This is a genomic window from Chitinophaga sancti (assembly GCF_034424315.1).
Classification (GTDB): Bacteria; Bacteroidota; Bacteroidia; order Chitinophagales; family Chitinophagaceae; genus Chitinophaga; species Chitinophaga sancti.
The window spans coordinates 7961564-7984425 of record NZ_CP139972.1; the positions used below are offsets into that span (position 1 = coordinate 7961564).

At 46.0% G+C, this 22862-nt stretch carries 23 protein-coding genes; 5 read left to right on the plus strand and 18 right to left on the minus strand.

Annotated elements, in window-relative coordinates; all coding sequences use genetic code 11:
- Positions 1–83: 83 nt before the first annotated feature.
- The 5 genes from U0033_RS31410 to ggt form a co-directional block, all read right to left on the minus strand.
- Positions 84–947, minus strand: coding sequence for a TraB/GumN family protein (locus U0033_RS31410; protein ID WP_072363227.1), 864 nt, complete (start codon positions 945–947; stop codon positions 84–86).
- A gap of 2 nt (positions 948–949) precedes the next feature.
- Positions 950–2008 carry an aminotransferase class I/II-fold pyridoxal phosphate-dependent enzyme gene (locus tag U0033_RS31415; protein ID WP_072363226.1) on the minus strand — a complete coding sequence of 353 codons (1059 nt, stop codon included), beginning with the start codon at positions 2006–2008 and terminating at the stop codon, positions 950–952.
- Positions 2009–2416, minus strand: a complete 408-nt coding sequence (locus U0033_RS31420; RefSeq protein WP_072363225.1) for a hypothetical protein — start codon at positions 2414–2416, stop codon at positions 2009–2011.
- A 70-nt stretch (positions 2417–2486) separates the two neighbouring features.
- Positions 2487–3008, minus strand: coding sequence for a DUF1572 family protein (locus U0033_RS31425; RefSeq protein WP_072363224.1), 522 nt, complete (start codon positions 3006–3008; stop codon positions 2487–2489).
- Between the two features lie 11 nt (positions 3009–3019).
- Entirely contained in the window at positions 3020–4702 is a 1683-nt protein-coding gene (gene ggt / locus U0033_RS31430; RefSeq protein WP_072363223.1) for a gamma-glutamyltransferase, read from the minus strand.
- 190 nt (positions 4703–4892) lie between these two features.
- On the opposite strand from ggt, the gene U0033_RS31435 reads away from it, so the two are divergent.
- Positions 4893–5279, plus strand: coding sequence for a toxin-antitoxin system YwqK family antitoxin (locus tag U0033_RS31435; RefSeq protein WP_072363222.1), 387 nt, complete (start codon positions 4893–4895; stop codon positions 5277–5279).
- A gap of 40 nt (positions 5280–5319) precedes the next feature.
- Positions 5320–7839 (plus strand): M14 metallopeptidase family protein, encoded by a 2520-nt coding sequence (locus U0033_RS31440; RefSeq protein WP_072363221.1) that lies wholly within the window; start codon positions 5320–5322, stop codon positions 7837–7839.
- Positions 7840–7920: 81 nt separating this feature from the next.
- On the opposite strand, the gene U0033_RS31445 is transcribed toward U0033_RS31440, so the two are convergent.
- The 10 genes from U0033_RS31445 to U0033_RS31490 all read right to left on the minus strand — a co-directional run bounded on the left by U0033_RS31445 (position 7921) and on the right by U0033_RS31490 (position 17007).
- Entirely contained in the window at positions 7921–8502 is a 582-nt protein-coding gene (locus U0033_RS31445; RefSeq protein ID WP_245801811.1) for a redoxin family protein, read from the minus strand.
- Positions 8503–8674: 172 nt separating this feature from the next.
- A complete protein-coding gene (locus U0033_RS31450) occupies positions 8675–9604 on the minus strand; it encodes a YihY/virulence factor BrkB family protein (protein WP_072363220.1) in 930 nt (309 codons plus the stop codon).
- A gap of 18 nt (positions 9605–9622) precedes the next feature.
- Entirely contained in the window at positions 9623–10687 is a 1065-nt protein-coding gene (mltG, locus tag U0033_RS31455; protein WP_072363219.1) for an endolytic transglycosylase MltG, read from the minus strand.
- A gap of 62 nt (positions 10688–10749) precedes the next feature.
- Positions 10750–11085, minus strand: coding sequence for a preprotein translocase subunit SecG (gene secG, locus U0033_RS31460; protein WP_072363218.1), 336 nt, complete (start codon positions 11083–11085; stop codon positions 10750–10752).
- Between the two features lie 10 nt (positions 11086–11095).
- Entirely contained in the window at positions 11096–12199 is a 1104-nt protein-coding gene (locus tag U0033_RS31465; RefSeq protein WP_072363217.1) for a hypothetical protein, read from the minus strand.
- Between the two features lie 45 nt (positions 12200–12244).
- On the minus strand, positions 12245–12760 hold the full coding sequence (gene lptE, locus U0033_RS31470) for an LPS assembly lipoprotein LptE (protein ID WP_072363216.1): 516 nt from the start codon (positions 12758–12760) through the stop codon (positions 12245–12247).
- A gap of 9 nt (positions 12761–12769) precedes the next feature.
- Positions 12770–14026: a sigma-54 interaction domain-containing protein gene (locus U0033_RS31475; RefSeq protein WP_072363215.1), complete on the minus strand. Its 1257-nt coding sequence runs from the start codon at positions 14024–14026 to the stop codon at positions 12770–12772.
- A 58-nt stretch (positions 14027–14084) separates the two neighbouring features.
- Positions 14085–15506: a tRNA (N6-isopentenyl adenosine(37)-C2)-methylthiotransferase MiaB gene (gene miaB / locus U0033_RS31480; RefSeq protein ID WP_072363214.1), complete on the minus strand. Its 1422-nt coding sequence runs from the start codon at positions 15504–15506 to the stop codon at positions 14085–14087.
- Between the two features lie 15 nt (positions 15507–15521).
- Positions 15522–16190: a response regulator transcription factor gene (locus U0033_RS31485; protein ID WP_072363213.1), complete on the minus strand. Its 669-nt coding sequence runs from the start codon at positions 16188–16190 to the stop codon at positions 15522–15524.
- Between the two features lies 1 nt (position 16191).
- Positions 16192–17007, minus strand: a complete 816-nt coding sequence (locus U0033_RS31490; protein WP_083571656.1) for a sensor histidine kinase — start codon at positions 17005–17007, stop codon at positions 16192–16194.
- A 245-nt stretch (positions 17008–17252) separates the two neighbouring features.
- On the opposite strand from U0033_RS31490, the gene U0033_RS31495 reads away from it, so the two are divergent.
- Entirely contained in the window at positions 17253–17732 is a 480-nt protein-coding gene (locus tag U0033_RS31495) for a GNAT family N-acetyltransferase (RefSeq protein WP_072363211.1), read from the plus strand.
- Between the two features lie 10 nt (positions 17733–17742).
- Here U0033_RS31495 and U0033_RS31500 read toward each other — a convergent pair whose 3' ends face one another.
- Positions 17743–19290 carry a glycoside hydrolase family 28 protein gene (locus U0033_RS31500; RefSeq protein WP_072363210.1) on the minus strand — a complete coding sequence of 516 codons (1548 nt, stop codon included), beginning with the start codon at positions 19288–19290 and terminating at the stop codon, positions 17743–17745.
- A gap of 244 nt (positions 19291–19534) precedes the next feature.
- Here U0033_RS31500 and U0033_RS31505 point away from each other — a divergent pair, with 244 nt between their 5' ends.
- Positions 19535–20029, plus strand: a complete 495-nt coding sequence (locus U0033_RS31505; RefSeq protein ID WP_072363209.1) for a lysozyme — start codon at positions 19535–19537, stop codon at positions 20027–20029.
- Between the two features lie 57 nt (positions 20030–20086).
- Here the strand turns inward: U0033_RS31505 and U0033_RS31510 are convergent, their stop codons facing one another.
- Together U0033_RS31510 and U0033_RS31515 are read right to left on the minus strand one after the other, a co-directional pair.
- On the minus strand, positions 20087–20941 hold the full coding sequence (locus U0033_RS31510; protein WP_083571655.1) for a Calx-beta domain-containing protein: 855 nt from the start codon (positions 20939–20941) through the stop codon (positions 20087–20089).
- A gap of 216 nt (positions 20942–21157) precedes the next feature.
- On the minus strand, positions 21158–21703 hold the full coding sequence (locus U0033_RS31515) for a DUF922 domain-containing protein (protein ID WP_143150804.1): 546 nt from the start codon (positions 21701–21703) through the stop codon (positions 21158–21160).
- Positions 21704–21857: 154 nt separating this feature from the next.
- Between U0033_RS31515 and U0033_RS31520 the strand changes: the two genes are divergently transcribed.
- Positions 21858–22814 (plus strand): hypothetical protein, encoded by a 957-nt coding sequence (locus tag U0033_RS31520; protein WP_072363206.1) that lies wholly within the window; start codon positions 21858–21860, stop codon positions 22812–22814.
- The last annotated feature ends 48 nt before the right edge of the window (positions 22815–22862 follow it).

Below are 22862 nucleotides of genomic sequence, written 5' to 3' on the forward strand. Positions count from 1 at the left end.
AATCAAAGTAAACCCCCGCTCATTCTACAAGTTTAATTAATACTAAGTTAATACACCTGTTAAAGTTTTTCCGGCAGCACTGATCACTCTATCACCGGTTCCACCCTGTATCCTTCTTCCCGCAGTAATGCAATCACCCCTTCTTTACCACCTAAGTGCCCTACACCACATGCAAAGAAAGCAGGTGCCTGCTGTATTTGTTTGGAAATAACCGGTATCCAGTTACGATTACGGTTATCCAGCATAACCCGTTTGTACCGGACAATGAATTCTTCTTTTGTGACCAGGTCAAAGAGCCGGTTGATGTCTGCTGAATAATACGCCTTCAGTAATTCATCGTAATCCTCCCTGGAGGATGCCATTGTCTTTACCGTTTTTACAAGCGCTGCAGCCTCTTCTTTATCCGGAATGCTATCAAAGATTGCGACCTGATCTTCCGCTCTTTCCAGGCCGTGAATGCTCATCCCATGTCCTTTCGCCAGGTCCAGCAGCATTTGTTCACAGGACACCGGGTGCTCACAGCTCACAGTATGCTGAAGCAAGATAGAAATGATGACCATGGGTTTCATCCTGTCCAGTGTCTCCAGCGTTACGCCCATAGAATCAAGAAAGTAATCCCTGAGCAGTGTATAATCTTCAGGGGTAAACAAGGATTTGAATGAATAATCAGGCGGCATGATCATCTCTCCGGAGATGCGCTTCAGTGCTTCGGCATCATCCAGGTTAAATTCCGTATAGAAGGCTTTCGTCTCTTTCATGGCTTTCCCGATAGAAACAGAAAAAGGAAGATCATCGCTACAGATCATATGGATAGTACCGAAGAGATAGGATGGTTTTGAAAGGCCATGCCCAGAAATCTTCCAGAGAAGAGAGGAGGAATCTTTGGGTGCATCTCTTTGCGCCAGGGGTAAAAAAGTCGTTAGCAATCCAAGTAAAGTCGTCAACATAATCAGTCAGTTTGTTTGGATGAAAAAGCTCGCTGTAATTGCAGGTGCAATGTTTGCAGCTGTGGCGTTTGATGCAGTGCGGTAATGACAATCCTGTTAACAGGCGGGCTATCCGGATTCGGGTAACCAAAAGAGGAGATGATGATACCTTTGTTTTCCAGTACTTTTTCAATACCCGCATTGAGTACGAAAATAGGGAGTAGAGAAGGATTATGTAGCTGGGCCATGCCGGCCGTTAAAGTAGAAAACTCAGCAATGCGCTGATGCATGATTTTCCGTTGATGCCGGAACAAAGTCCTGCTTTGCAGAAATGCCCATGCGCTGGCTGGCATCAATGAAGTACCTGCCGTAAAAGCAGGCATTTTTTTAATTGCAATAACATCTTCCAGCCTACCCGAGACTACCCCTCCCTGGATGCTGAATGCTTTTGCCAGTGAGGCTGAGAGCAGATAGCGAAGGGGGGGATGGGAGGGCAGGGAATGGATGATACCGCCACCATCTGTACCTAATACCCCAAAACCGTGAGAATCGTCAATCACTACCATCACTTCCTTATTGATTTCGCTGAGCCAGCTAAAATCGTTGATGGTACTGGTAAGTGGATTCACCCCATCAGCGACGATCACAAAGGTATTGTCCGGCCAGGCGTTTATTTTTTCAATCGTTTGTGTGGTCCACTCCTCCCAGCTCAGGTTGGGTAAAATTACTTTGCCTAAGCGTAACGAGGGATGTGTGGTAGGAGAGTAGCATAGTTCGCCTTTGGTAGCCGCATATTGAATAGCTGCCTGCGAGGCCAGGTAGCCGGACGAAAAAGACGCCGCAGCGGGTTGCCTGAGCATCTCAGCCAGGGTATCGTCCAGTTCCTCATATAGATCCAGGCGTAAATTGGCAATGCGGGAAGACACAAATACGGTTCCGTACAGGTCGATGCCGTTACGGAGCGCTTCTTTGTATTGGGGATGCGCATGCAGGCCCAGGTAAGAGAAGCCGGAGAAGAAAAGGTATTCCTTTCCGCTGACATGAGTGATCTTGTCAGGAGTCGAATTTGTGTGCAAATGCATTTATTCTGCCTTTGTTTTTAGAATAAAATAGTAGTCGCCGGATTTCACTTTCATATCAAAGTGCGTGTCGTCCAGTGTCATTACACTCACCAGGTTTTCGTAAGTGCGGTCTCCGTTGTTGGCCGTGATGGAGATGACCTTGCCACCACTGAGCATCTTGTATTTGCCGGAATCGGGCTTATTATCAATGGTTGCAATAAAGAGATTGTTATCCAGGAACTGGTAGAATACATTGGTGTAATACCCTTTCTTCAGTTCAGCTGCCTGATTGATCTGCGTGATATCATAACCGGAGCCGGGTGGAACTACAACGTCATAGACTCTCCATTTTTTATGTAGGAGCTGTTGGTCACCAGCGCCGCAGGAGCAGAGGAAAAGAAGTATTCCCAGGGTAAAATATCTGATCACGGGTCGTATTTTTTTGGGAACAAGTTACGGGAAATTGCGTTAGCGGCGGCTGCCGCTAACGCAATTTGAGTTATTTCATCATCCTGTCATTAAAAGCCTGTGAGCCCCCTTTTGGAATACTCAGGCTCAGCCACTTTTCTCCTTGCAGGATCTTACCTAAATACACAATCTGTCCTACATGATACGGTACATGCATCAGTTGCCTGTTAATAGCATCTACCACTACATGCGGCTCACTTCTGATCAGTACCTGCTTCTCCAGGTCTTCCGGTGTCAAGCTGCCTATCGCATCCAGTATCACCTGCCAGCCCTCATTCCACAAACTGATGATGGCTGCCTTAGATGCTACCCCATTTTCAAACTCTTCATCCCTGTTCCGCCATTCCTTTTCCCCGTCTGAGCTCAGGAAATCCGTCCAACGGGAACGCATATTGCCACTTAAGTGTTTTACAATCAGGTAAATGCTGTTAGGCTCACCTTCCGGTTGCCATAGTAATTGCTCATCGCTTAACCGGGCAATGGTTTTGTCACCCAGTGATTTGTAGTAGGACAGTCTTTCCAGTGCGCTGTCCAGGTAAATCTTTCCAAGCATAATAGTATGTATTAAAAACCAGCTGCACTGTCATCACCACGTTTATCGCCAACTGCTTCCAGCTGACCATTTACATTTCTGATGACCTCAGTACGGCCTATATGTCCTCTTGATGTAATCTTATATCCCATTTTTTCCAGGCCTTCCAGGGGTGCTTTCTCAAAGTCTTCTTCCACCACCACTTCATCCGGCAGCCACTGATGATGAAACTTCGGTGCATCCACTGCTTCTTTTGGAGAAAGATCAAATTCCAGCAGGTTCATAAGTGTCTGGAAGACAGAAGTAATAATAGTTGAGCCACCCGGGGTACCCGCTACAATGTAGGGGATTTGATTTTTCAGTACAATTGTCGGTGTCATAGAACTCAGCATTCTTTTACCCGGCTGAATTGCATTCGCTTCATTGCCCACCAAACCATACATATTAGGTACGCCGGGTTTAACACTGAAGTCGTCCATTTCATTATTCAGCAGGAAACCCGCACTGCCTACTACCACCCTGGAACCATAACCCCCATTCAGCGTAGTCGTCACAGCTACTGCATTGCCGGCTGCATCCATTACAGACAGGTGTGTGGTTTCATCACTTTCATGCACGTTGCCCGCCTTTACCGCCTGGCTGGAACCTGCTTTGGTAGTGTCAAAATCATTCATGCGGGATCTGATGTAAGCAGCATCCGTCAGTTGCTTAACAGGTACTTTTACAAAATCAGGATCTCCCAGGAACTGTGCCCTGTCAGCATAAGCACGTCTTTCAGCTTCTATCATCAGCTGCATGGATTTCACGGAATGGAAGCCCCATGCAGATAACCGGTAAGGAGCTACCATGCCCATGAGTTGCTGTAAAGCCACACCACCACTGCTTGGCAGCGGCATCGTCACAATCTGGTATTGCTTGTAGTTAAATACCACAGGAGTTCTGTCTACCGCACGATATGATTTCAGATCCTCCAGTGTGATCAGCCCATCGGCTCTCTGCATTTCATCAACGATCAGCCGTGCTGTTTCACCTTCATAAAATCCTGCCAGACCTTTATCGCGAATCCTTTTGAGGGTGTTCGCCAGATCTTCCTGGATCAGGATATCACCTTCCTTCCAGGGAGTATCCTTCATAAATGCGTTGTCCTCTGTGTTGAGCTTTTTAAATTGTGCCTGTGTCGAATTGAGACTACGTGCTTCCGCTGCAGTTATGGCAAAGCCTTTCTCCGCCAGCCGGATAGCTGGCACAATGAGTTTCTTCATAGGTAATTTGGCATAGGGAAGAGAGGCGAAAAGGCCAGCAACAGTACCCGGCACACCACAGGCAAGGTGACCATCAATACTCAGGTTCCTGATAGGATTGCCGGCAGTATCCAGGTACATATCTCTTGAAGCCCTGGCCGGCGCGGCTTCACGATAGTCAAGCGTAACGTTCTTACCATCTTTGAGGTGGGCCACCATAAACCCGCCACCACCGAGATTCCCGGCAGCGGGGTATACAACCGCCAAAGCCAGCTGCGTGGCAATAGCAGCATCAATGGCATTACCGCCCTGTTTCATTACTTCAATTCCTGCCAGGCTGGCAAGGGGATGGGCAGAGACAACTGCACCTTGAGAAGCTTTTACTTCTTTTTCAATTTTGTAGTGAAAAGCGTCGTCCTGCGCAAAAACATGGAGGCAGGAGCATAGCATAAATGCGAGTAGTACTGTGCGCATCTGAAACGGGTTTTTATTCTTTTGGATCTATTTAGTATTTTGGTTAACAGCCTATAGTCTATCGCCATATTCGCCAACTTCAAAGAACAAATCTAAATATAAAACCCAAAATCCAAGGTCCTTTATCCCCGTTTTGTGTTATGTTAATTTATATAAATTTTGTATATGTTTGTAATGGACAATATAACCGATGACAACAGCTTTGAAATGCACAGGCACTTTATTGCTGTTTATTATAGCAGTGCACTGTAACAACCCGCGCCCCGACAATGCGACCTTGAAACAGATTATGAGAGATGAAGACGGCACCGTATACAAGCGCGTATTTACCTTATCAATGGACCCCAACAGGGAACGGGTGGAGATCTACTTCAAATCCGGCATCCTGAAGGAACTTTATTTCCGCAAAGGTGATAGCCTCGATGGCCTGCGCCAGCTTTTTTACAATAGCGGTATGCTCTCAGAATCCGGCAACTGGCACAACGATCGTCGTGTAGGGGAATTCCGTTACTACCGTGAAGACGGGCAACTCGACTGCGTACAGTACTACGGTTTATTAAGCGACGGTAGCAGGTGATCCTGATATTTCTTATCTTCATGTAGTAATGCTACAACAGATGAAACACCGCTTACTGACACTGGCTTTTGCAGTCCTTGCCTCAACGTTTTCCCTTTCCGCTCAAACACTGCCTTCGCCGGATCAGTTTCTTGGATACCCACTAGGCACACAGTTTACACCACACTACAAAGTGTTGGATTATTTCAGGGCCGTAGCTGCCGTTACGCCCAATATGCAGTTTGAACAATATGGCACGACCTACGAAGGAAGGCCGCTGATGTTGGCTACCATCACCTCTCCTGCAAACTTTGCCCGCCTCGACCAGATCAGGCAGCACAACCTGCAGCTGGTTAATGGCGAAGCAAAGACCGCCGCCAATGATCCTGTAATAGTATGGCTCAGTTACAATGTACACGGCAACGAAGCTGTTTCCACAGAAGCAGCCATGAAAACCCTGTATACCCTGGCCAATAAAAGCAATTCTTCACAACAACAATGGCTGGAAAATACTGTAGTCATCATCGATCCCTGCCTGAATCCGGATGGCCGTGAGCGTTATGTGAACTACTACAACCAGGTACATACTTTAATCCCTGATCCCGTACTCTCCGGCAGGGAACATAAAGAACCCTGGCCAGGTGGCAGGGCAAACCATTATTACTTTGACCTGAACCGTGACTGGGCCTGGCAAACACAGACCGAATCACAGGCCAGGATGGCGCAATACAACCGCTGGATGCCACAGGTGCACGTGGACTTCCACGAACAAAACATCGATGCACCCTATTACTTTGCACCCGCAGCAGAACCGCTCCATGACATCATCAAACCATGGCAGCGAAAAATGCTGACCATGATCGGTAAGAACAATGCAAAATATTTTGATAAGGAAGGCTGGCTATACTTTACAAAAGAAACATTCGATATGTTCTACCCAAGTTATGGTGATACATATCCTACTTATAATGGCGCTATTGGTATGACCTACGAGCAGGGTGGGGGCGGCCGAGCAGGTATCATGGTCCTTAAACAGGATGGTGATACACTGACCCTCACACAGCGCATCGCACATCACTATACCACCAGCATGTCTACCATAGAAGTTGCTGCTGCACAGGGTGCACAGTTACTGAAAGATTTCTCTGATTACTTCTACGAAGCAAGTCATAACCCGGATGGTCCTTATAAAACCTATGTGATCAAATCCGGCGGTAATACCGAAAAACTAGCGGCATTATCCCTCCTGCTGAAAAAGAATCATATCCGTTTCGGCTATGGTGCAAACGGTGCAAAAGCTACTGGCTTCAACTATTTCAATGGTAAGACCGAAAGCTTTGCCATAGAAAAAGAAGACATGGTGATCAATGCCATGCAAGCCCGTTCAAACCTGCTGAAAGTATTGTTCGAACCGGATAGCCGGCTCACAGATTCCGTAACCTATGATATTACAGCATGGGCATTACCCTATGCATACGGACTACAATCTTATGCAGTAAAAGAACCCCTGAATGCAGAACGCGATACCTTATTGATCCCTGTCGCGGCCCCTGTCAACTCAGAACGTAGCTACGCCTATCTTGCCAAATGGAACAGTGTCAGGGATGTGCGTTTCTTATCTGCCTTATTGAAAAGAAAAATCAGGGTACGATTAGCAGAAGGACCCTTCACTGCCGGTGGTAAATCCTATCCTGCAGGCACACTCATCATCACCAGGGCTGGCAATGAAGGAGCAGGAGAGGGCTTTGATGTAATGGTGACCGGATTGGCAAAAACAGTAGGCGTAACACTGGATGTGGCCAATACAGGTTTCGTAGATAAGGGCGTAGATTTTGGATCAGAAAAAGTACATTATATCAAACCGATGAAAGTAGTATTAGTCACAGGTACCGGTATCTCCTCCTTAGCTGCCGGTGAGATCTGGTATTACTTTGAACAGCAGATCGGCTACCCGCTTACGATCGTAGATGAAGCGAACCTGGAACAACTGAACTGGAAAGATGTAGATGTATTGATATTGCCCGATGGTAATTATAAATTCCTCTCAGAAAAAGACAAAGCAGGCAAACTGAAAGACTGGGTGAGCAATGGCGGTAAGCTGATTGCCTTGCAGGATGCTTTGTTCCAGGTAGGGCAGCAGGATTGGGGCATAAAAGTGAAGAAGGAAGTGCCCGGAGTGGATGAAAAGAAGGAGGAATATGCAGTGCTGAAAAGCTATGCAAACAGGGAACGTGATGGCATCAGGCAGGCAATTCCCGGCGCTATTTACAGGGTGCAGTTAGATAATACACATCCACTGGCATTCGGTTTTTCTGATACCTACTATACCCTGAAACAGGACGATCGGATTTATGAATTCATGGATGGAGATGGATGGAATGTAGGTATCCTGAAAAAAGATAATTACCTGAGTGGATTTGTCGGTACAGAAACGCGCAAGCGCCTGAAAGACGGGGTACTGTTTGGCGTGAAAGAAATAGGTAGCGGTAAGGTCGTGATGCTGGCAGACGATCCATTGTTCCGCAGTTTCTGGGAAAACGGGAAATTACTCTTTGGAAATGCCTTGTTTATGGTATTTTAAACAACTAACCCATTTTAATAATACAGCCGGCCGCAGGCCAGGCTCCGAACGCTGATGCCAAAGGCATCAGCGTTCGGCTTTTTAAAACCTCTTAATATTACATCCCAGTACCTGCGATGAACTCACCTTTGGTGCCTTCTTCGCCAGCAGGTCATTGATCGCATTATTCAGGTGCCGGGTTTTCACAGCATCCGCATTACCCGGACTGTCATCAATCGCACCTTTATAGACCAATGTACCGCCAGTATTAAACAGGTAACACTCCGGTGTATGCGTTGCCTGAAACGCCTCCGCAATAGCAGCAGCAGGATCTGCTACATAATACCAGGTATATTGTTGTGAACTGGCATAGGCCTTCATGGCCTCCAGGGTAGTATTCGCATTTGAATTGACCAGCACCACACCAATCTGGTTAGAAAGTGCATAACGGCATATTTCAACCGTCCTGACCTTATTTCTTTCGATGTAAGGACAGTCATTGCCTGAAAACATGACCAACAGCCCATTGGCCTGTTTGGCTTTGCTCAGTGTAATTTCTTTTCCGGAAATATCTTTCAATGCCTGGTCGCTCTTCGGTATAGGAGCTCCAATCTCCAATGGGAGTTCTGCCATTCGCATGGCGATGAGGGCAAGACATAGTGCCAGGTAGTGTGACTTTCTCATAAATATAGGTTTACAGGGCTAACAGCTGGGGTAAAGTTAATACTTATGTGGTTAATTATTTTAATCTATTACATAAGTGGAAATAACCCATTCTTAAATATTAAAGCCAGCCGCAGGCCATCAACGGCGGCATTTTTTAAATTTAAATTCAGGATGAGTTATTTACAAATAACTAAGCGTGCTTTAACTCCTTCAAATACTTAATACTCGCATTCAGCTCAAAACCAATCAATAAGGTCAGGGAATTTAAATAAACCGCAATCATCAATATCAGCAACGTACCCACTGACCCGTAAATCTTGTTATAGTTACTAAAGTTATTGACAAACACTGAAAAACCAAGCGTAACTAAAATCATTAAAATCGTGGCCAGTGTACTCCCCGCTGTGATGAATTTCCACCTTTTATTAGTAGCGGGTACAAACCTGTATAATACAGAAAGAATAGAATAGAACAGGAAGATAATCAATACCCAACGGGTCATTTCTGCCAGGGAAATCACGGTCGTATTCGTTATGCCCAGGGTGTCAAAAATATAGTGCAGCACCGTACCTTGTGCGATGATTAAAATCACCGTCACCAATAATAAAAATACGAGGATCGCTGTCAGCTGCAAAGCCAGTAACCTTTTCTGCCACCATTTCCGCCGCCTGAACCCCGCTTGCTTCCTGTTAAAAGAGCGGGCAACTCCCATCACGGCGTTGGACGAGGCAAAGAAACTCATACCAAATGAGATCGATAACAATCCATTGTGATGGGTATAGAGGAAATCATGGATCATATCCCGCACAATGATATAGGTATTGTAGTTGGGCGTCACGTCTTCCGCCAGCTCATATAGGGTAGCCTCCACATTACTCATGGGAATATATGGCACCAGTGTAAAGAGAAAGATGAAAAACGGTGGTATCGCCAGCAGGAAGTTGAAAGAAATAGCGGCAGCACGCTCCCCCAGGCTTTTATTCCTGATCTCTCTGAAGAAATAATGAATCACATCATACAGGGGCAATCCCTCAAATCCTGGCAATACGATATGCTTGCTCCGCCGGATGAGGAAACTGATAGGTTTGATCGCCAGTATGGTAGACTCTATTTTTCTCATTATAAAGTAGGTCCGCCACTATATACCTCTTGCATTGAGTGCCGCCTGATATAAATGGGCATTTTTCATGTGTTCTGCGTAGGTGGCCGCAAATGCATGATAACCGGAAAAATCATATTTAGCGCAAAAATACAGGTAATCAGTCTCCGGTGTATTGAGCACAGCTTCCAGCGTTTTTACAGAAGGGGTACAAATGGGTCCGGGTGGCAGACCTTCGTACCTGTAGGTATTGTAAGGGGAATCGAATTGCAGATGTCCTTCCCTGATCCTGCGCAGGCCAAAGTCCTGCAGGGCAAATTTCACAGTCGGATCGGCCTGCAGTCGCATCCCTTTCCTGAACCTGTTCAAATATACACTGGAAATCAATGGTTTCTCATCATTCTTGTTGGATTCTTCTTCTACAATAGAAGCCAGGATCGTTACCTGGTCAATTGTGAGGTTCAGGTGTTGTGCCTTTTCTTTTCTTGCAGTGGTCCAGAAATCCTCCCTGCCTTTTTCAATTTTCTTAAATGCATTCTCGGCAGAGGTGTTCCAGTAAAACTCATAGGAGTTCGGCATAATGGCGCACATCACGGTATTGGTATCCAGTCCATATTGCCTGAGGTATACATTATCACTGATCAGCGCCAGTAAGGTGGCAGAATCCGCCTCCAGGTTCGCACAGATCTTATGGATCAGGTCTTTCTTCGTTCTTAGTTTGGTGATGGTTAGCGTCACGGGTGACTGACGGCCGGAGCGGAGGATCTTGACGATATCAAAATTGCTCATGCCCCTGGTTATTTTATATTTACCAGCCTTTACGCGTTCCGGGTATCCCAGTTCCCGCGCCACCCAGTCAAAGCTGTTGCGGCTGCGTATAATCTCCTGGTCTGTCAGACCATTGAGTACATCGGTATAGGTGCTGCCGGTGCGGACATAAAAGAATTTGTTATCGCCAAATGAGCGGGTATTCGGACCAAACAGACGATATCCAAAATAAACGAGCGTACCGGCGGCCAGTGCAATCACGATCACGATAGCGCGGCGGATCCAAAGGCGTTTTTGTGGCTGTTGCTTTGATTTGCTTCTCTTTGTCTTTGCCATAATGGATAGGTAACAAAAAACCCCGCTTGTGGCGAGGTTCTATAATAGCTTTGTAGTCCAGATTATTTAACTGGCTGAGTATTTGGTAATTGTGCAGGAGCTGGCGGTGTTTGTTGCATAGGTGCAGTAGTTGCATTACGTTCCATTACTGACTTGTCCTGTTTTACAGTACCTTTTGAAACAAACATTGAAGAGGTCATGCACAGTACAGCAATGAGCGCAGCAAGGATCCAGGTTCCTTTTTCCAGTACATCGGTAGTCTGGCGCACACCCATTACCTGGTTACCAAAACCGCCGAAAGAGCCGCTTAAACCGCCGCCTTTAGGGTTCTGTACCAGCACGAAAAAGCCTAAGAACACACAGGCCAGGATGATTAAAATACCGAAAATCAATAACATAATATATGTGTTAATTTTTGTCTGTTAGAATTTGTAATTCTTTGATCTTTTGCGCAAAATAAGCGCTTTTGCCGGGATTAAGCAAACTTAATTTCTGATAAATAAGTATGGCTGTATTGTACTGGCGTTGCTTCGCCCATACCTCTGCCAGTGTCTCTGTCACCATATCATTATTAAGTGTGATGCTGCTCATCGCCATTTTCTCTACCGCTTCAGAAACTTCAGGATCTGCATCCTGGTAGCTCTGGTTGATCTGCTGACGGTACCAGTCCTTACTGGCCTTATCAGCAAAACTGGTTTTCATATCTTTCAGCCAGGAAGTGAAGCTCTTCATTTCTGCCCTGCCTTTTTCACTCAGCTCATCTGCCTTTTCAGGATCTTTTAAACGCTTATAGGCAAAATAATCATCTGTGTAAAGCGGCTGAAATGTCAGGGTGGAACTATCTTCCAGTGCCGGCATTTCCAGCGGGAAAATCTTGAATGGCTTTTCTACTTCTTCACCTGTGATGGTTGCCGGAAGGTCGGACGCTACAATAATCGGTTCAGGTACCATCTCTTGCTCTTCTTCTTTTATTTGTTCTTTTATAACTTCAGGTTCAGGCTCCTCTGGCGTAACTGTCACATTATCAGTTCCAATGTGCAGCTCGTCGTCGGAGGTAAATGTAGTTATTTCTTCGGACTCTTCCACAAAAGGTGCTTCATAAACATCCGCAGGCGTTTCTGCAAGCGCTGATTCATAGGCCGCCCCTTCTGTCACTTCAGCCCCGTAGGCCGGCTCCTCAGTAATTGTATCTCCGTAATCCTGCGCTTCATAAGCGTCCGCTTCCGCCGTTTCAGCTCCCGACTCATGCGGTGCTGCCACTACCGGTTCCACCACCACCTCATCAGTTGTGATAAAGCGGTAGAAATAATGCATATTATTACTGAACTGCTGTGCCTTCTTTACGGCTGGTGCCAGCAGGTTCTTTTGTTCGCAATATTGCTTCCGGGCAAGTAATAGCCTTGCCGCCGTAAAGTACGGATATTGTGAAATAATCCGATCTATACTGTGCTCGTCTACCTGCTTAATATCAGGCAGTTGGAAAATATGCTGAATGATCTTGTTTGCAGTCATATAGCTGCTAAAGTATGAAAAAAATTTAAATACGAAGGCTACATTTTACCAGTTGGCAAACGACTTATTGAAAATATCATCCACAATCTGCGGCAGTATATTATTTTCTAACAAGCTGTTTTCCACTGCACTCGGCAATTGCGTAGCCGAGAAGTCAGCCGAACGGGTAAATGCCTGTGTCCATCCTTTTTTATCACCCACCCGTTTTACGAAGGTGACATTAATGGTCACTGTCAAACGGGAGGTAGCCGCCTTATCCACATTGGTCACGGCAGCATTGCTGAATGCATACCCCGTTATATTCCCCCTGAACTCATAGTCAGTATTGTCTTCGTTTACCTGTACCAGCCTGGTTTGTGACGTTACTTTCGTTCTCAGTTTCTCCGTTACGTTCTGGCTCAGGGTTGGGTTATTGATCGGTGCCCTGTTGTCAATGAATCGTACATTCACCGTTTTGGCGCCCGGATCAATACTGGCTCCGTTGGCAGAGTATTTAACGGTGCATCCACCCATCAGCAACAACAGTCCGATGGTCATTATCCCCTGAAATAATCTGGTCATTGCCATACTTTATTCGTTAATGTTGTATTCCTTCAGTTTCCTATACAGCGTTCTCTCTGAAATGCCCAGATCCAGCGCGGCATCTTTTCGCTTGCCCTTGTGTTTTTTCAGCGCTTTTACAATCAGTTCTTTCTCCTTGTCAGCAATAGAGAGTGTCTCCTCTACTTCCTCGTGCAGGTCTATCTTATTATTGTCCTGGATAATGATCGGTTGTTGCGGTGCCGCAATAGCAGTTGACGTTACATTCGTAGTCACTTCCGGTTGTGGATGAAAACTATGCAGCACATGGTTATCCTGGAAGTTAGACGAAGATGCATGCGCCAGGTTAGGGTTCTGCAGTACCTCAAAGAACATCTTCTTCAGTTCTGTCACATCCTTCTTCATGTCGAAAAACAACTTGTAGAGGATATCCCTTTCATTCGAAAAATCCCCGTTAGCCTTCGGCTGCGGTGCTGCCAGCATAGGCAGGCGTGGTGTTTCAGGCTGCTCCGGCAGGAATCGTCTCAGCTCCCGCGCGGTAATCAGTTTATCATGCGCCAGTACGGAAATCTGTTCTGCCATATTCTTCAGCTCACGCACATTTCCTCTCCACAGGTAATTCACGAGGATATTACGTGCTTCTTCATCCAGCTGGATGGAAGTCGTCTTATATCTCTCGGCAAAGTCAAGGCAGAACTTGCGGAACAGGAGGGGAATGTCTTCCTTCCTGTCGCGTAATGAAGGTACCCGGATAGGCACGGTATTCAAACGGTAGTACAGGTCTTCCCTGAACTTACCCTGTTGTGTATAATCCAGCAGATCGCGGTTGGTAGCCGTGATCACGCGTACATCTGTTTTCTGCACCTTGGAAGAACCCACCCTGATAAACTCCCCTGTTTCCAGTACACGGAGCAGGCGGGCCTGTGTGCCTAATGGCATTTCACCAATTTCATCGAGGAAAATGGTACCGCCGTTCACAGTTTCAAAATAACCTTTACGACTATCCAGCGCACCGGTAAATGATCCTTTTTCATGTCCGAACAACTCGGAATCGATTGTTCCCTCGGGAATAGCACCGCAGTTGACAGCGATGAAAGGGTTATGTTTACGGGCACTTAATGAGTGGATGATATTGGAAAATGCTTCTTTACCAACGCCGCTTTCCCCGACTATCAATACCGTCAGGTCTGTATTAGCCACCTGGGCGGCCACCTGCAGGGCATAGTTGAGTACCGGTGAATTTCCTATAATGCCAAACCTGTTTTTAATGGACTGTATGTTATCCATATCCTTAGTTTACGAGGCTGACCATGTCAGTCCCGGCTGTGATCCAATTTATTTTCTCTTATGCCATTCCTGTTGCGGTACCGATCAGGGTGCCGGAGGTACAGCTATCTACTTTCACCCAAACGTAGTCACACTTTTTGTAATTCTCTTTAGGAAAAACAATCACCTTATTATGCCCGGTTCTTCCAAACAGCTGATCTTCTGATCTTTTGGAAGTACCTTCTACCAGTACCTTGAAAGTTTTGCCTACATCCTGCTGCATGCTGGCCAGTGATTGTCCCCGGTGTAGTTCCACTACCTCAGCCAGTCTTCTCTTCTTCACATCATCCGGTACATCGTCCTGGTAACGGCGGGCGGCCAGGGTACCCGGGCGCTCGGAGTAAAAGAACATGTATGCCAGGTCATACCGGGAATACGCCATTACTTCCATCGTTTCCTGGTGATCTTCTTCAGTTTCTGTACAGAAGCCGGTAATCACGTCGGTAGAGATCCCACAGTCAGGCAGTAATTCACGGACGCGGTCTACTTTCTTCATGTACCATTCACGGGTATAAGTACGGTTCATGAGCTGCAATATCCTGTTACTGCCGCTTTGCAACGGCAGGTGAATATAATTACAGATGTTCTCGTACTTTGCCATCACATGCAATACCTCGTCCGTAATGTCTTTCGGATGACTGGTACTGAACCGTACCCGCAGCAATGGACTGATCTGCGCTACCTTTTCCATCAGGTTGGCAAAAGTTACCGTCTCATTATCATTCACGGGGTTTACCCAGTAGTAGGAATCTACATTCTGGCCCAGGAGGGTTACCTCACGATAACCTTTCTGGAAAAGGTCGGTGGCTTCCTGGAGAATAGAACGGTAGTCACGGCTGCGTTCACGACCACGGGTAAATGGTACTACGCAGAACGAACACATATTATTACAACCACGCATGATGGATACAAAGGCCGTTACGCCATTTGAATCCAGTCTTACAGGGCTGATGTCGTCATAAGTTTCCTCACGGCTCAGCAGCACGTTCACTGCTTTCTGGCCGGTTTCGGCTTCTTCAATCAGGGCAGGGAGGGTACGGTAGGCATCTGGTCCTACAACCATGTCCACCAGTTTTTCTTCTTCTAACAGTTTGGCTTTCAGTCTTTCTGCCATGCAGCCAAGTACACCTACCAGGAGTTCCGGATTGCGCTGCTTTACCTTTTGGAACTCAGTGAGCCTTTTACGCACAGTCGTTTCCGCCTTTTCCCTGATGGAACAGGTATTGAGCAGCACCAGGCTGGCCTCCTCCACATTGCGGGTAGGGCCATATCCTTCCTCTTTCAGGATGGAAGCCACGATTTCACTATCATTAAAGTTCATCTGGCAACCATAACTTTCTATGTAGAATTTCTTGGTATAAGTCTGAATATCTGCAGCCTCAGGAGCGTAAGCCTCGCCCTGCCGGTTTTCGTCATGCACTTTTGTTACCTGATCCAGCATTCTTTTCTTATCATTTTAGGAAAGCAAAACTAAGCAATAAAATCCGAAAATGACAGAATGGCATGGATGAGTGAGTATAAACTTCATGAGAGCCGCCGGGGTCTTGAGTTGAAGTTTTTTCATAATGTTTTTTCGGTGGGTCTCAATGGTATATATACTGAGGTGCAGGTGATCGGCAATCTGCTGATTGGTATGTTGCCGGCTGATGAGCAGGAGGATCTCCTTCTCCCGCCGGGTAAGGTTAAATTGCTGCAAAAATGCATTGTCCGTTTCAAAATTCTGAACGGGCAGGTGAGGGCGGAATGGAAAACAGGTCTGCCCCGAATGCACCAGGTGAATAGTATGATACAGGTCTTCTGCATTGCAGTCTTTAAGCAGGTAGCCCCTGGCGCCGGCATCTATGGCCTGGTCAATCAGGTGGGCATCATTGTAGCCGCTCACAATAATCACTTTTACCCTGGGATAGCGATCCCGGATCAGGCGGGTGGTATCTAACCCATTCATGACAGGCATATTGATGTCTATCAGTACAATGTCGGGGAGCCGGGCACAAAGCAGTTCCAGGAGTTCCAGGCCATTGGCCGCAACGTGGGTGACATGGAGGGCCGGATCAGCGCTGATGAGATGGCGGATGGCGGAGGTAAAAAGCCGGTGATCATCCGCCAGCATAATGGTAACAGGCATATTAGCAGCTTACAGGTACATGAATGATAAAGGTAGTACCACCCCTTCCGCTGTCTATGTGAATTTTTCCTGCCAGCGATCTGACCCGCGAATGTACACTGTTAAGACCAATGCCTTGCTGAATAGCAGGAGGAAGCCCAATTCCATTGTCCTCTACCATAATTTCAAGGTAAGTAGGGCAGAAGAGGAGCTGTATACTGGCTTCCGAAGCCTGTGCATGCCTGATAATGTTATGGGTCAGTTCTATGACAATCCGGTAAATCAATAGTTCCTGCCTGGTGCTGAAACAATGCTGATAGGCGTTGCAATAATACTGAAAGGCAATAGTGTTCCCGGAATCGAGGGAAGAAAAATAGGATTGTAATATAGACGTAAAGGGAGTGGTTTCAAAATGAGGGGGAATGAGGTTGTGCGTAGCCCGCCGCACATTCTGGCTGGTCTGGTCTACCAGTTTCAATAGAGAGGTGGCCCGCTGTTCATCGTGCACTGAGTTGTAGCTGAGGCTTTGCAGGTTCATCCTGATGGCCGCAAGACTACTACCTATTTCATCGTGCAGGTCTTCGGCAATGCGGCGGCGTTCCGCTTCCTGGATGTCAAGTTCATGTTCCTGTTGTTCGTGAATGCGGTTGAGAAGCATGAATTCTTTCTTTTTGTAGCGCTCGATTTTGTATAGCATGAAAATGAACACAGAAATGATACTCCACATGCCAATCAAAGGCAGCATACTGATAATGTCCCCTGATTCATAGTTATAAAAATGCATGACCGCCTGTAGCGGAATTGAGGGGATAAAGTTCGTGAACAGATGAGTGCTCATAGTTACAGAGAATAAGGGGTCAGATCCTGTTAATTATGAGAGAAGTAGAAAAGGTTGTCCCTATTATTTTACAATGCTAAGGAAAAAAAGGGTTGCAACATGAGTTTGAATGAAAATAATTTTTCTGAATTCAGCTATGTGAGATTGTTTATATTTATAGTTATAATCAATTAATAATTAAACGCTAATGCGGGAAAGCTAATTTCGTACAATTTTCTCCCAACCCTATCTTTTACCTTTGCGTTATGACAATCAGAAAAATACAAGCCAGAGACAACCAAATGCTCGGCACAGTCATCCGGCAGGTATTCAAAGAATTCGGTATTGACCGCCCGGGAACCGCTTATTACGACCCTGAATTATTTTCATTGTCCACCCTTTTTGAAACACCTGGTTCCGCTTACTGGGTCGCTGAAATCGATGGCGAACTGGTTGGCGGCGGTGGTATCTTCCCTACCAAAGGACTGGATAGCACCTGCGTAGAACTGGTGAAATTCTACCTGCTACCCAAAGCAAGAGGAAAAGGATTTGGGAAGGAATTACTTTTACATTGTTGCGCCGGTGCAAAAGAAATGGGCTACCAGTCCATCTACCTGGAAACAATGCCTGAATTAACCAGTGCTGTACCCTTATACGAAAAAACAGGGTTCCGCCATTTATCAGCACCTTCAGGCTGCTCCGGTCACTTTGCATGCAGCATCTGGATGCAAAAAGAACTGGTGTAATAACCCGCCTTTATTTTTTAAAGGTATTTGAACGCCAGTCTGCAGGCCGCACAGGTATCGTATGCTTAAACTCAATATTATCACTCAGCTCACCAGTAATGCTGGTCACAATCTTATTTGCGGGTGTAATGAACTGCACATCCTGGAAAGTCACATTCCTCGTATCAATAAAAGACAGCAAGGTGTCCGCACTATAGATCTTTGCATGTGCAATACGCAGATTCATGGCATCTGCACTTTGAATCACCTTCGCACAATGTACTGTTGCATTTTCTAATGAGAAATCGGTCATCGGTGATTCCGGAATACCATCAATCCGCAGCAAAGCCCTGGCGCTGTCAATCACAATATCCTTTGCATGAATGTTCCTGTAAACAGGCGTTAATTTATTCACGGCCAAAGCAGGCAACCTGTCAGCCAGTGCACCTACATACATCCTGGTGCCCAGCATATCCCACCTGAAAGCATCCTGCTGAATACGCATCCGAATTCGTTCATAATAGAGATGTTCACCACCACCACCCCGTGGTCTTCTTGTTTTAAAACGCAGTCCTACACCCGTATCATCAAATACTGCATCGTGTACATACAGGTTCCTGATCATCGCCGCCGTTTCACTCCCTACCGTGATCCCGCCATGACCCTGGCGCGCAAGACAAAAACGTACCACTACATTTTCTGTCGGTTTGCCGATCCGCAACCCATCTTCCCCTCTGCCTGCTTTCATCGTAAAACAATCATCTCCGCAGCTTAGGGTACAGTATTCAATCAGCACATTCCTGCTGCTTTCAATATCGATCCCGTCGCCGCTTGGAATGCCCACAGAATTGACTGTAACACCCCTTATAATTACATGGTCGCAATAGATGGGTACAATATTCCAGAAAGGAGTATTCTCCAGCTGTATGCCCTCAATAAATACGTTTTTACAATTAATGGTTGAGACAAAGAAGGGCAGGTAAACCGGTCCTCCATCATGCCCGTCATATACTCTTTCTGCCACAGGTCTGTTGGCACTGATCACGTTCTCCACCACATCCTGCCGCATCATTTGTTTGCGCACTGCACAATCCTTTGGCGGCCCCACGATCTTCCCTTTTCCTGTCAGCGCAATATGTTCCTGTCCGTTCGCATAAATACAGGCACCCAGTGACATCACTTCCACGCCTTCTGTACGTGTAAACACCACCGGTTGATAATCTGCAATTTCCCCGCTGAAATTCAATACCGCATGTTCATCCAGGTGCAGGTTCACGTTAGAAAGCAGGCTGATACGGGGTGCATGCCAGTTGCCCGCAGGGATGATCACCGTGCCGCCACCATGAGCATGAACGGTATTGATGGCCTGCTGAATCTCTTTGCTGTCTTTAATGGTGATGGTATATTTTGGAAAGGCCGGGATCTTAAAAGCCGGCATGGGAAATGGTGCTTTCACAGGTGCAATAGTAGCCGGCATCCTGCCTGGCCCTACTTCGTCAATCGTGGGAACATGGGTTTTTACCTGGGCATTTAAGGAATGGGTTATACAGAGGATAAAGGCTATCAGTAATGGTTTCATATGTGGAATTTAGGGGAAGATAGGGATTATTATTGTTTAATTGACACTATAACTTCCTTCCGTTTTTTTAAAATTTATGATGCCGGCCCGGGGCCTTTTCCAATCCGCCAGCAGTTGCGAAGGGTAACCGCTGGCGGATTCGGCTGATTTTGGAGCAAGAATTAAAATTGATACAGGTCAATTCCTCCGATTCTTGAATATTAAATATAATTTACATATCTTTAAAGGGTAAATATTTATACCAATGAATTTAGGAGATAAAGGAGAAACGCTGATAAAGCATTATGAAAAGTGCCGCCTGTCGGCATACCAGGATAGCAAGGGTGTGTGGACAATCGGTTGGGGCAATACCCGCTATATCGATGACTCCCCTGTACTGAAAGGCGATGTACTGACGCAGGACGGCGCAGATGAATTATTCTTAGTAATTGTAAAAGGGTTCGTAAACGATGTAAACAAACTGACTAAAGGCGTTGTGCTGAAACAAAATCAATTTGATGCATTGGTATCTTTTGCTTACAACGTAGGCAGTGATATGAACAATAACGGCATTGCAGAAGGGCTTGGAGACAGCAGCCTGTTAAAGCTGGTAAAAGCGAATCCTAAAGATCCTAAGATAGCCGCTGAGTTCCTGAAATGGAACATGAGCGGTGGCAAAGTACTGGACGGCCTGACCAGGAGAAGGAAGTCCGAAGCAAACCTGTATACAAATAATACGCTGGAGTATTATGAAAAATAAAAGAAAGGGCTGTTTCAATAAACCGAAACAGCCCTTTTAAATTCACCTTCTCTTTTATTATTTCGCAATCTTCCCTTTATGCCAGTGTGGTTCCACCAGCTTCACATCCCACAATACTGAATTAGCCGTTTTGCCTATACTATAAGCCGTACCGCTTTTGGTAAACGGACCGTAGAAATAAGCTCCACCCACTTCATCAGCCGTAAAGCTGTAAGTGTCTTCATACACTGTATTACCAGATGCCCTGTTGGTAAGCGTATAAGTCACTTCTCTTGCACCTTCCGCAAAATACACCAGCACGTAATAATCCGCATCATCCAGGTCATTGCTTAGCAACAGTGACTCAAAACCACTCGTGTTGGTACTGCCTGATAAGAGGTTGTAATCAGTCACTGTATTATCAGTGATCGTTACATTATTAGCGAGGTAAAGATCCATGTCTGCCAGGCTACCTGCATCCCAGGTCAGTTCGGACACGAGGCCATCAGCAGATTGATCGCTGTCATTGTCAGTGATGGTAACGGAAGCAGTAGAATTGCTCAGCGTAGCATTGCTGCTGCTGAAAGTTACATTGATAGTTTTGTCACTTTCCACCACTTCGTCGTCAAAGATTTCGAAAGTTAAAATCGCGGAAGTACTACCTGCCGCAATGGTTAAGGTAGTGTCGGTACTCACCTGGTAGTCTCCGTTTAAGATAGCCGTACCGCCCAGTGTAGCCTTGATAGTTACATCCGTGCTTTGAGCAGAAGGCAGGGTAATGGTAATACTTGCAGTGCCGGCTGCTTCGCTCACCGTTTGCGATGTGGCGCTGAGCGCAACTGTTGGCTGGGTTGTAGTGTCGTCTTTTTTACAGGAGATAGCGGACAGCATCACACACGCAATCGCAGAAGCGCAAAATAGATTTCTTTGCATTACTTAGTTTTTAAGATTAGGGATCCCGGCAGCGGATCATTGCAGATCTTTAAAACTAAGCCGGTCGGAGGCCATCAGCGATCGGCATACTTTTTTTGAATAAACACAACAGGAACCGCTGCCGGTAATTTTGGGAGTTAAACGGGGTGCAAAATATTTTGTTGCCCCGGCAATTTGGGTAATCGTTGGGTGCCAGCCTTTTATCGATGGGTATACCTATTCTGCATATGCAGCCAGATCTGCCAGTGCAGTGGCTACCTGCGCGTTCCATAATTTTTGTTGGTCCTGATTAAGCCCGTGCCGGGTTTCATGGTCATATATGATTTGCCTTTGCTTATAGGCATCATAATACTTCAGAAAAGCGTCTCTGGATATTGCTGCTACATTCGCATTGGTCAGTGGAGCCTTGCCCAGTTCTTTCCGCAATAACCTGGCATATACCTCGCAGAGGTCAAAATGTAATTGTTCATGTGCAAGCAGGGAAGGAGTTTGTTGTCCGGGGCGAACATTACTTCTTGCGCAGATAAATTCACTCGTTACGTCGACATGGGTACCACTTATCTTAATGCCGAAACGGCAATTGGTCCTGGCGGCAATATGCTCATCCTGGTCCCGGCCAGGCTTCCCTTTATAATCCGTCCAGCTCAGCTTGTAGGTAGGAGTCCATTGGATCGCCTCTTCCTTTTGAACTGATTCTGAATGCTTCATAGAGGAGCAAGCTGTCAAAAAGATAAACGAAATGTTAAATATGAGCCGTTTCATGATTTATTTTACCTGGCAAAAGCCCTGCCACACTGAATTTACAAAATATGCGTACAAGAGTTTGTTAATAATGAGTTAAACGAATGATAATATTTGCGTATATTACGATACATTTTTAACCAAATTATCAACCTACGACAATTTAAAGAGTTCTATGAGTGAAAACAATGGAGGCCAACCAACCGTGTCCTTTTTCACGAATTGTTATGAAAACGACTGGGAAAGAGTATTGAAAGGGAATAGACTTGAACAAATGATTGATCGGTGCGAAGTAACATTTTTTGAAAAAATTCTTATCATCAACAATGTAAAGGATCGTGCAACAGTTGAACAATATGCGATCAGTGCGGTGAGCCGTAAGGTCATTGACGCCTATTATTTTGCTGAAGACCACATAGAAGCCATCCTGGCTAAATATAAAATTGCGAGAGAGAGTTTCAGGCTCGATTTCTATGACGGGTATTATTATAGCATAGGGCCGCTTGCAGCAGCTTATTTCTGCAAGGGGCAATACCTGCTCTACTTCACCTGCGATTGTATGATGCAGGAAGGTGCGGGCGGTGCATGGATTGGGGCAGCTATCGGTGAGATGCAGCGCAACCGTTACATCTTTGTAGCCAACCCCATGTGGACAGATTTTACCTATGAGGCAGAACTAAAGATCATCAAGACCAGCAATCATTTTATTCATTCTACCGGTTTCAGTGACCAGTGTTTCCTGGTAGAGGCGGAGAGATTGCAGGGCGATATTTATAATTGTTATAATTACGGTTCCGAAAAGTACCCTTACTATGCAGGAGAACTGTTTGAGAAGCGGATGTATAGCTATATGGCCACCAATGGCCTGATCCGGATCACCCGCGACGATATTTTCTATGATCACATCAAGTTACTGAATGAGGGCCTGATGGATATGCATAAAAGTAAGAGCCTGAAGGTCATCGTAAAACGTAAAGCAGCGATCTGGAAGAAATGGATCAGAAAGGCTGTACTAAGAAGAGTTTTTGGCTATACCAAACACCTGGATTATGCTCATTTTGAAGGTGGATATACCAATGCGGTGATTGTACCAATGGCCACTGCTGTGGCCCTGGCGCAATCAGGTAGCTAACAATACTAAACCAGGGAATGTTAGTCATTTTTCATTTCCCTGCAAAAA

Coding starts and splice junctions, on each gene's coding strand:
- U0033_RS31490 (WP_083571656.1), bottom strand. CDS start 17,007: ATGAGCACTCATCTGTTCACGAACTTTATCCCCTCAATTCCGCTACAG.
- ggt (WP_072363223.1), bottom strand. CDS start 4,702: ATGCGCACAGTACTACTCGCATTTATGCTATGCTCCTGCCTCCATGTT.
- U0033_RS31520 (WP_072363206.1), top strand. CDS start 21,858: ATGAGTGAAAACAATGGAGGCCAACCAACCGTGTCCTTTTTCACGAAT.
- U0033_RS31435 (WP_072363222.1), top strand. CDS start 4,893: ATGACAACAGCTTTGAAATGCACAGGCACTTTATTGCTGTTTATTATA.
- U0033_RS31510 (WP_083571655.1), bottom strand. CDS start 20,941: ATGCAAAGAAATCTATTTTGCGCTTCTGCGATTGCGTGTGTGATGCTG.
- U0033_RS31415 (WP_072363226.1), bottom strand. CDS start 2,008: ATGCATTTGCACACAAATTCGACTCCTGACAAGATCACTCATGTCAGC.
- miaB (WP_072363214.1), bottom strand. CDS start 15,506: ATGCTGGATCAGGTAACAAAAGTGCATGACGAAAACCGGCAGGGCGAG.
- U0033_RS31505 (WP_072363209.1), top strand. CDS start 19,535: ATGAATTTAGGAGATAAAGGAGAAACGCTGATAAAGCATTATGAAAAG.
- U0033_RS31425 (WP_072363224.1), bottom strand. CDS start 3,008: ATGCTTGGAAAGATTTACCTGGACAGCGCACTGGAAAGACTGTCCTAC.
- U0033_RS31465 (WP_072363217.1), bottom strand. CDS start 12,199: ATGACTGCAAACAAGATCATTCAGCATATTTTCCAACTGCCTGATATT.
- U0033_RS31450 (WP_072363220.1), bottom strand. CDS start 9,604: ATGAGAAAAATAGAGTCTACCATACTGGCGATCAAACCTATCAGTTTC.
- U0033_RS31500 (WP_072363210.1), bottom strand. CDS start 19,290: ATGAAACCATTACTGATAGCCTTTATCCTCTGTATAACCCATTCCTTA.
- U0033_RS31475 (WP_072363215.1), bottom strand. CDS start 14,026: ATGGATAACATACAGTCCATTAAAAACAGGTTTGGCATTATAGGAAAT.
- U0033_RS31410 (WP_072363227.1), bottom strand. CDS start 947: ATGTTGACGACTTTACTTGGATTGCTAACGACTTTTTTACCCCTGGCG.
- U0033_RS31445 (WP_245801811.1), bottom strand. CDS start 8,502: ATGAGAAAGTCACACTACCTGGCACTATGTCTTGCCCTCATCGCCATG.
- U0033_RS31495 (WP_072363211.1), top strand. CDS start 17,253: ATGACAATCAGAAAAATACAAGCCAGAGACAACCAAATGCTCGGCACA.
- U0033_RS31485 (WP_072363213.1), bottom strand. CDS start 16,190: ATGCCTGTTACCATTATGCTGGCGGATGATCACCGGCTTTTTACCTCC.
- mltG (WP_072363219.1), bottom strand. CDS start 10,687: ATGGCAAAGACAAAGAGAAGCAAATCAAAGCAACAGCCACAAAAACGC.
- secG (WP_072363218.1), bottom strand. CDS start 11,085: ATGTTATTGATTTTCGGTATTTTAATCATCCTGGCCTGTGTGTTCTTA.
- U0033_RS31515 (WP_143150804.1), bottom strand. CDS start 21,703: ATGAAACGGCTCATATTTAACATTTCGTTTATCTTTTTGACAGCTTGC.
- U0033_RS31440 (WP_072363221.1), top strand. CDS start 5,320: ATGAAACACCGCTTACTGACACTGGCTTTTGCAGTCCTTGCCTCAACG.
- lptE (WP_072363216.1), bottom strand. CDS start 12,760: ATGACCAGATTATTTCAGGGGATAATGACCATCGGACTGTTGTTGCTG.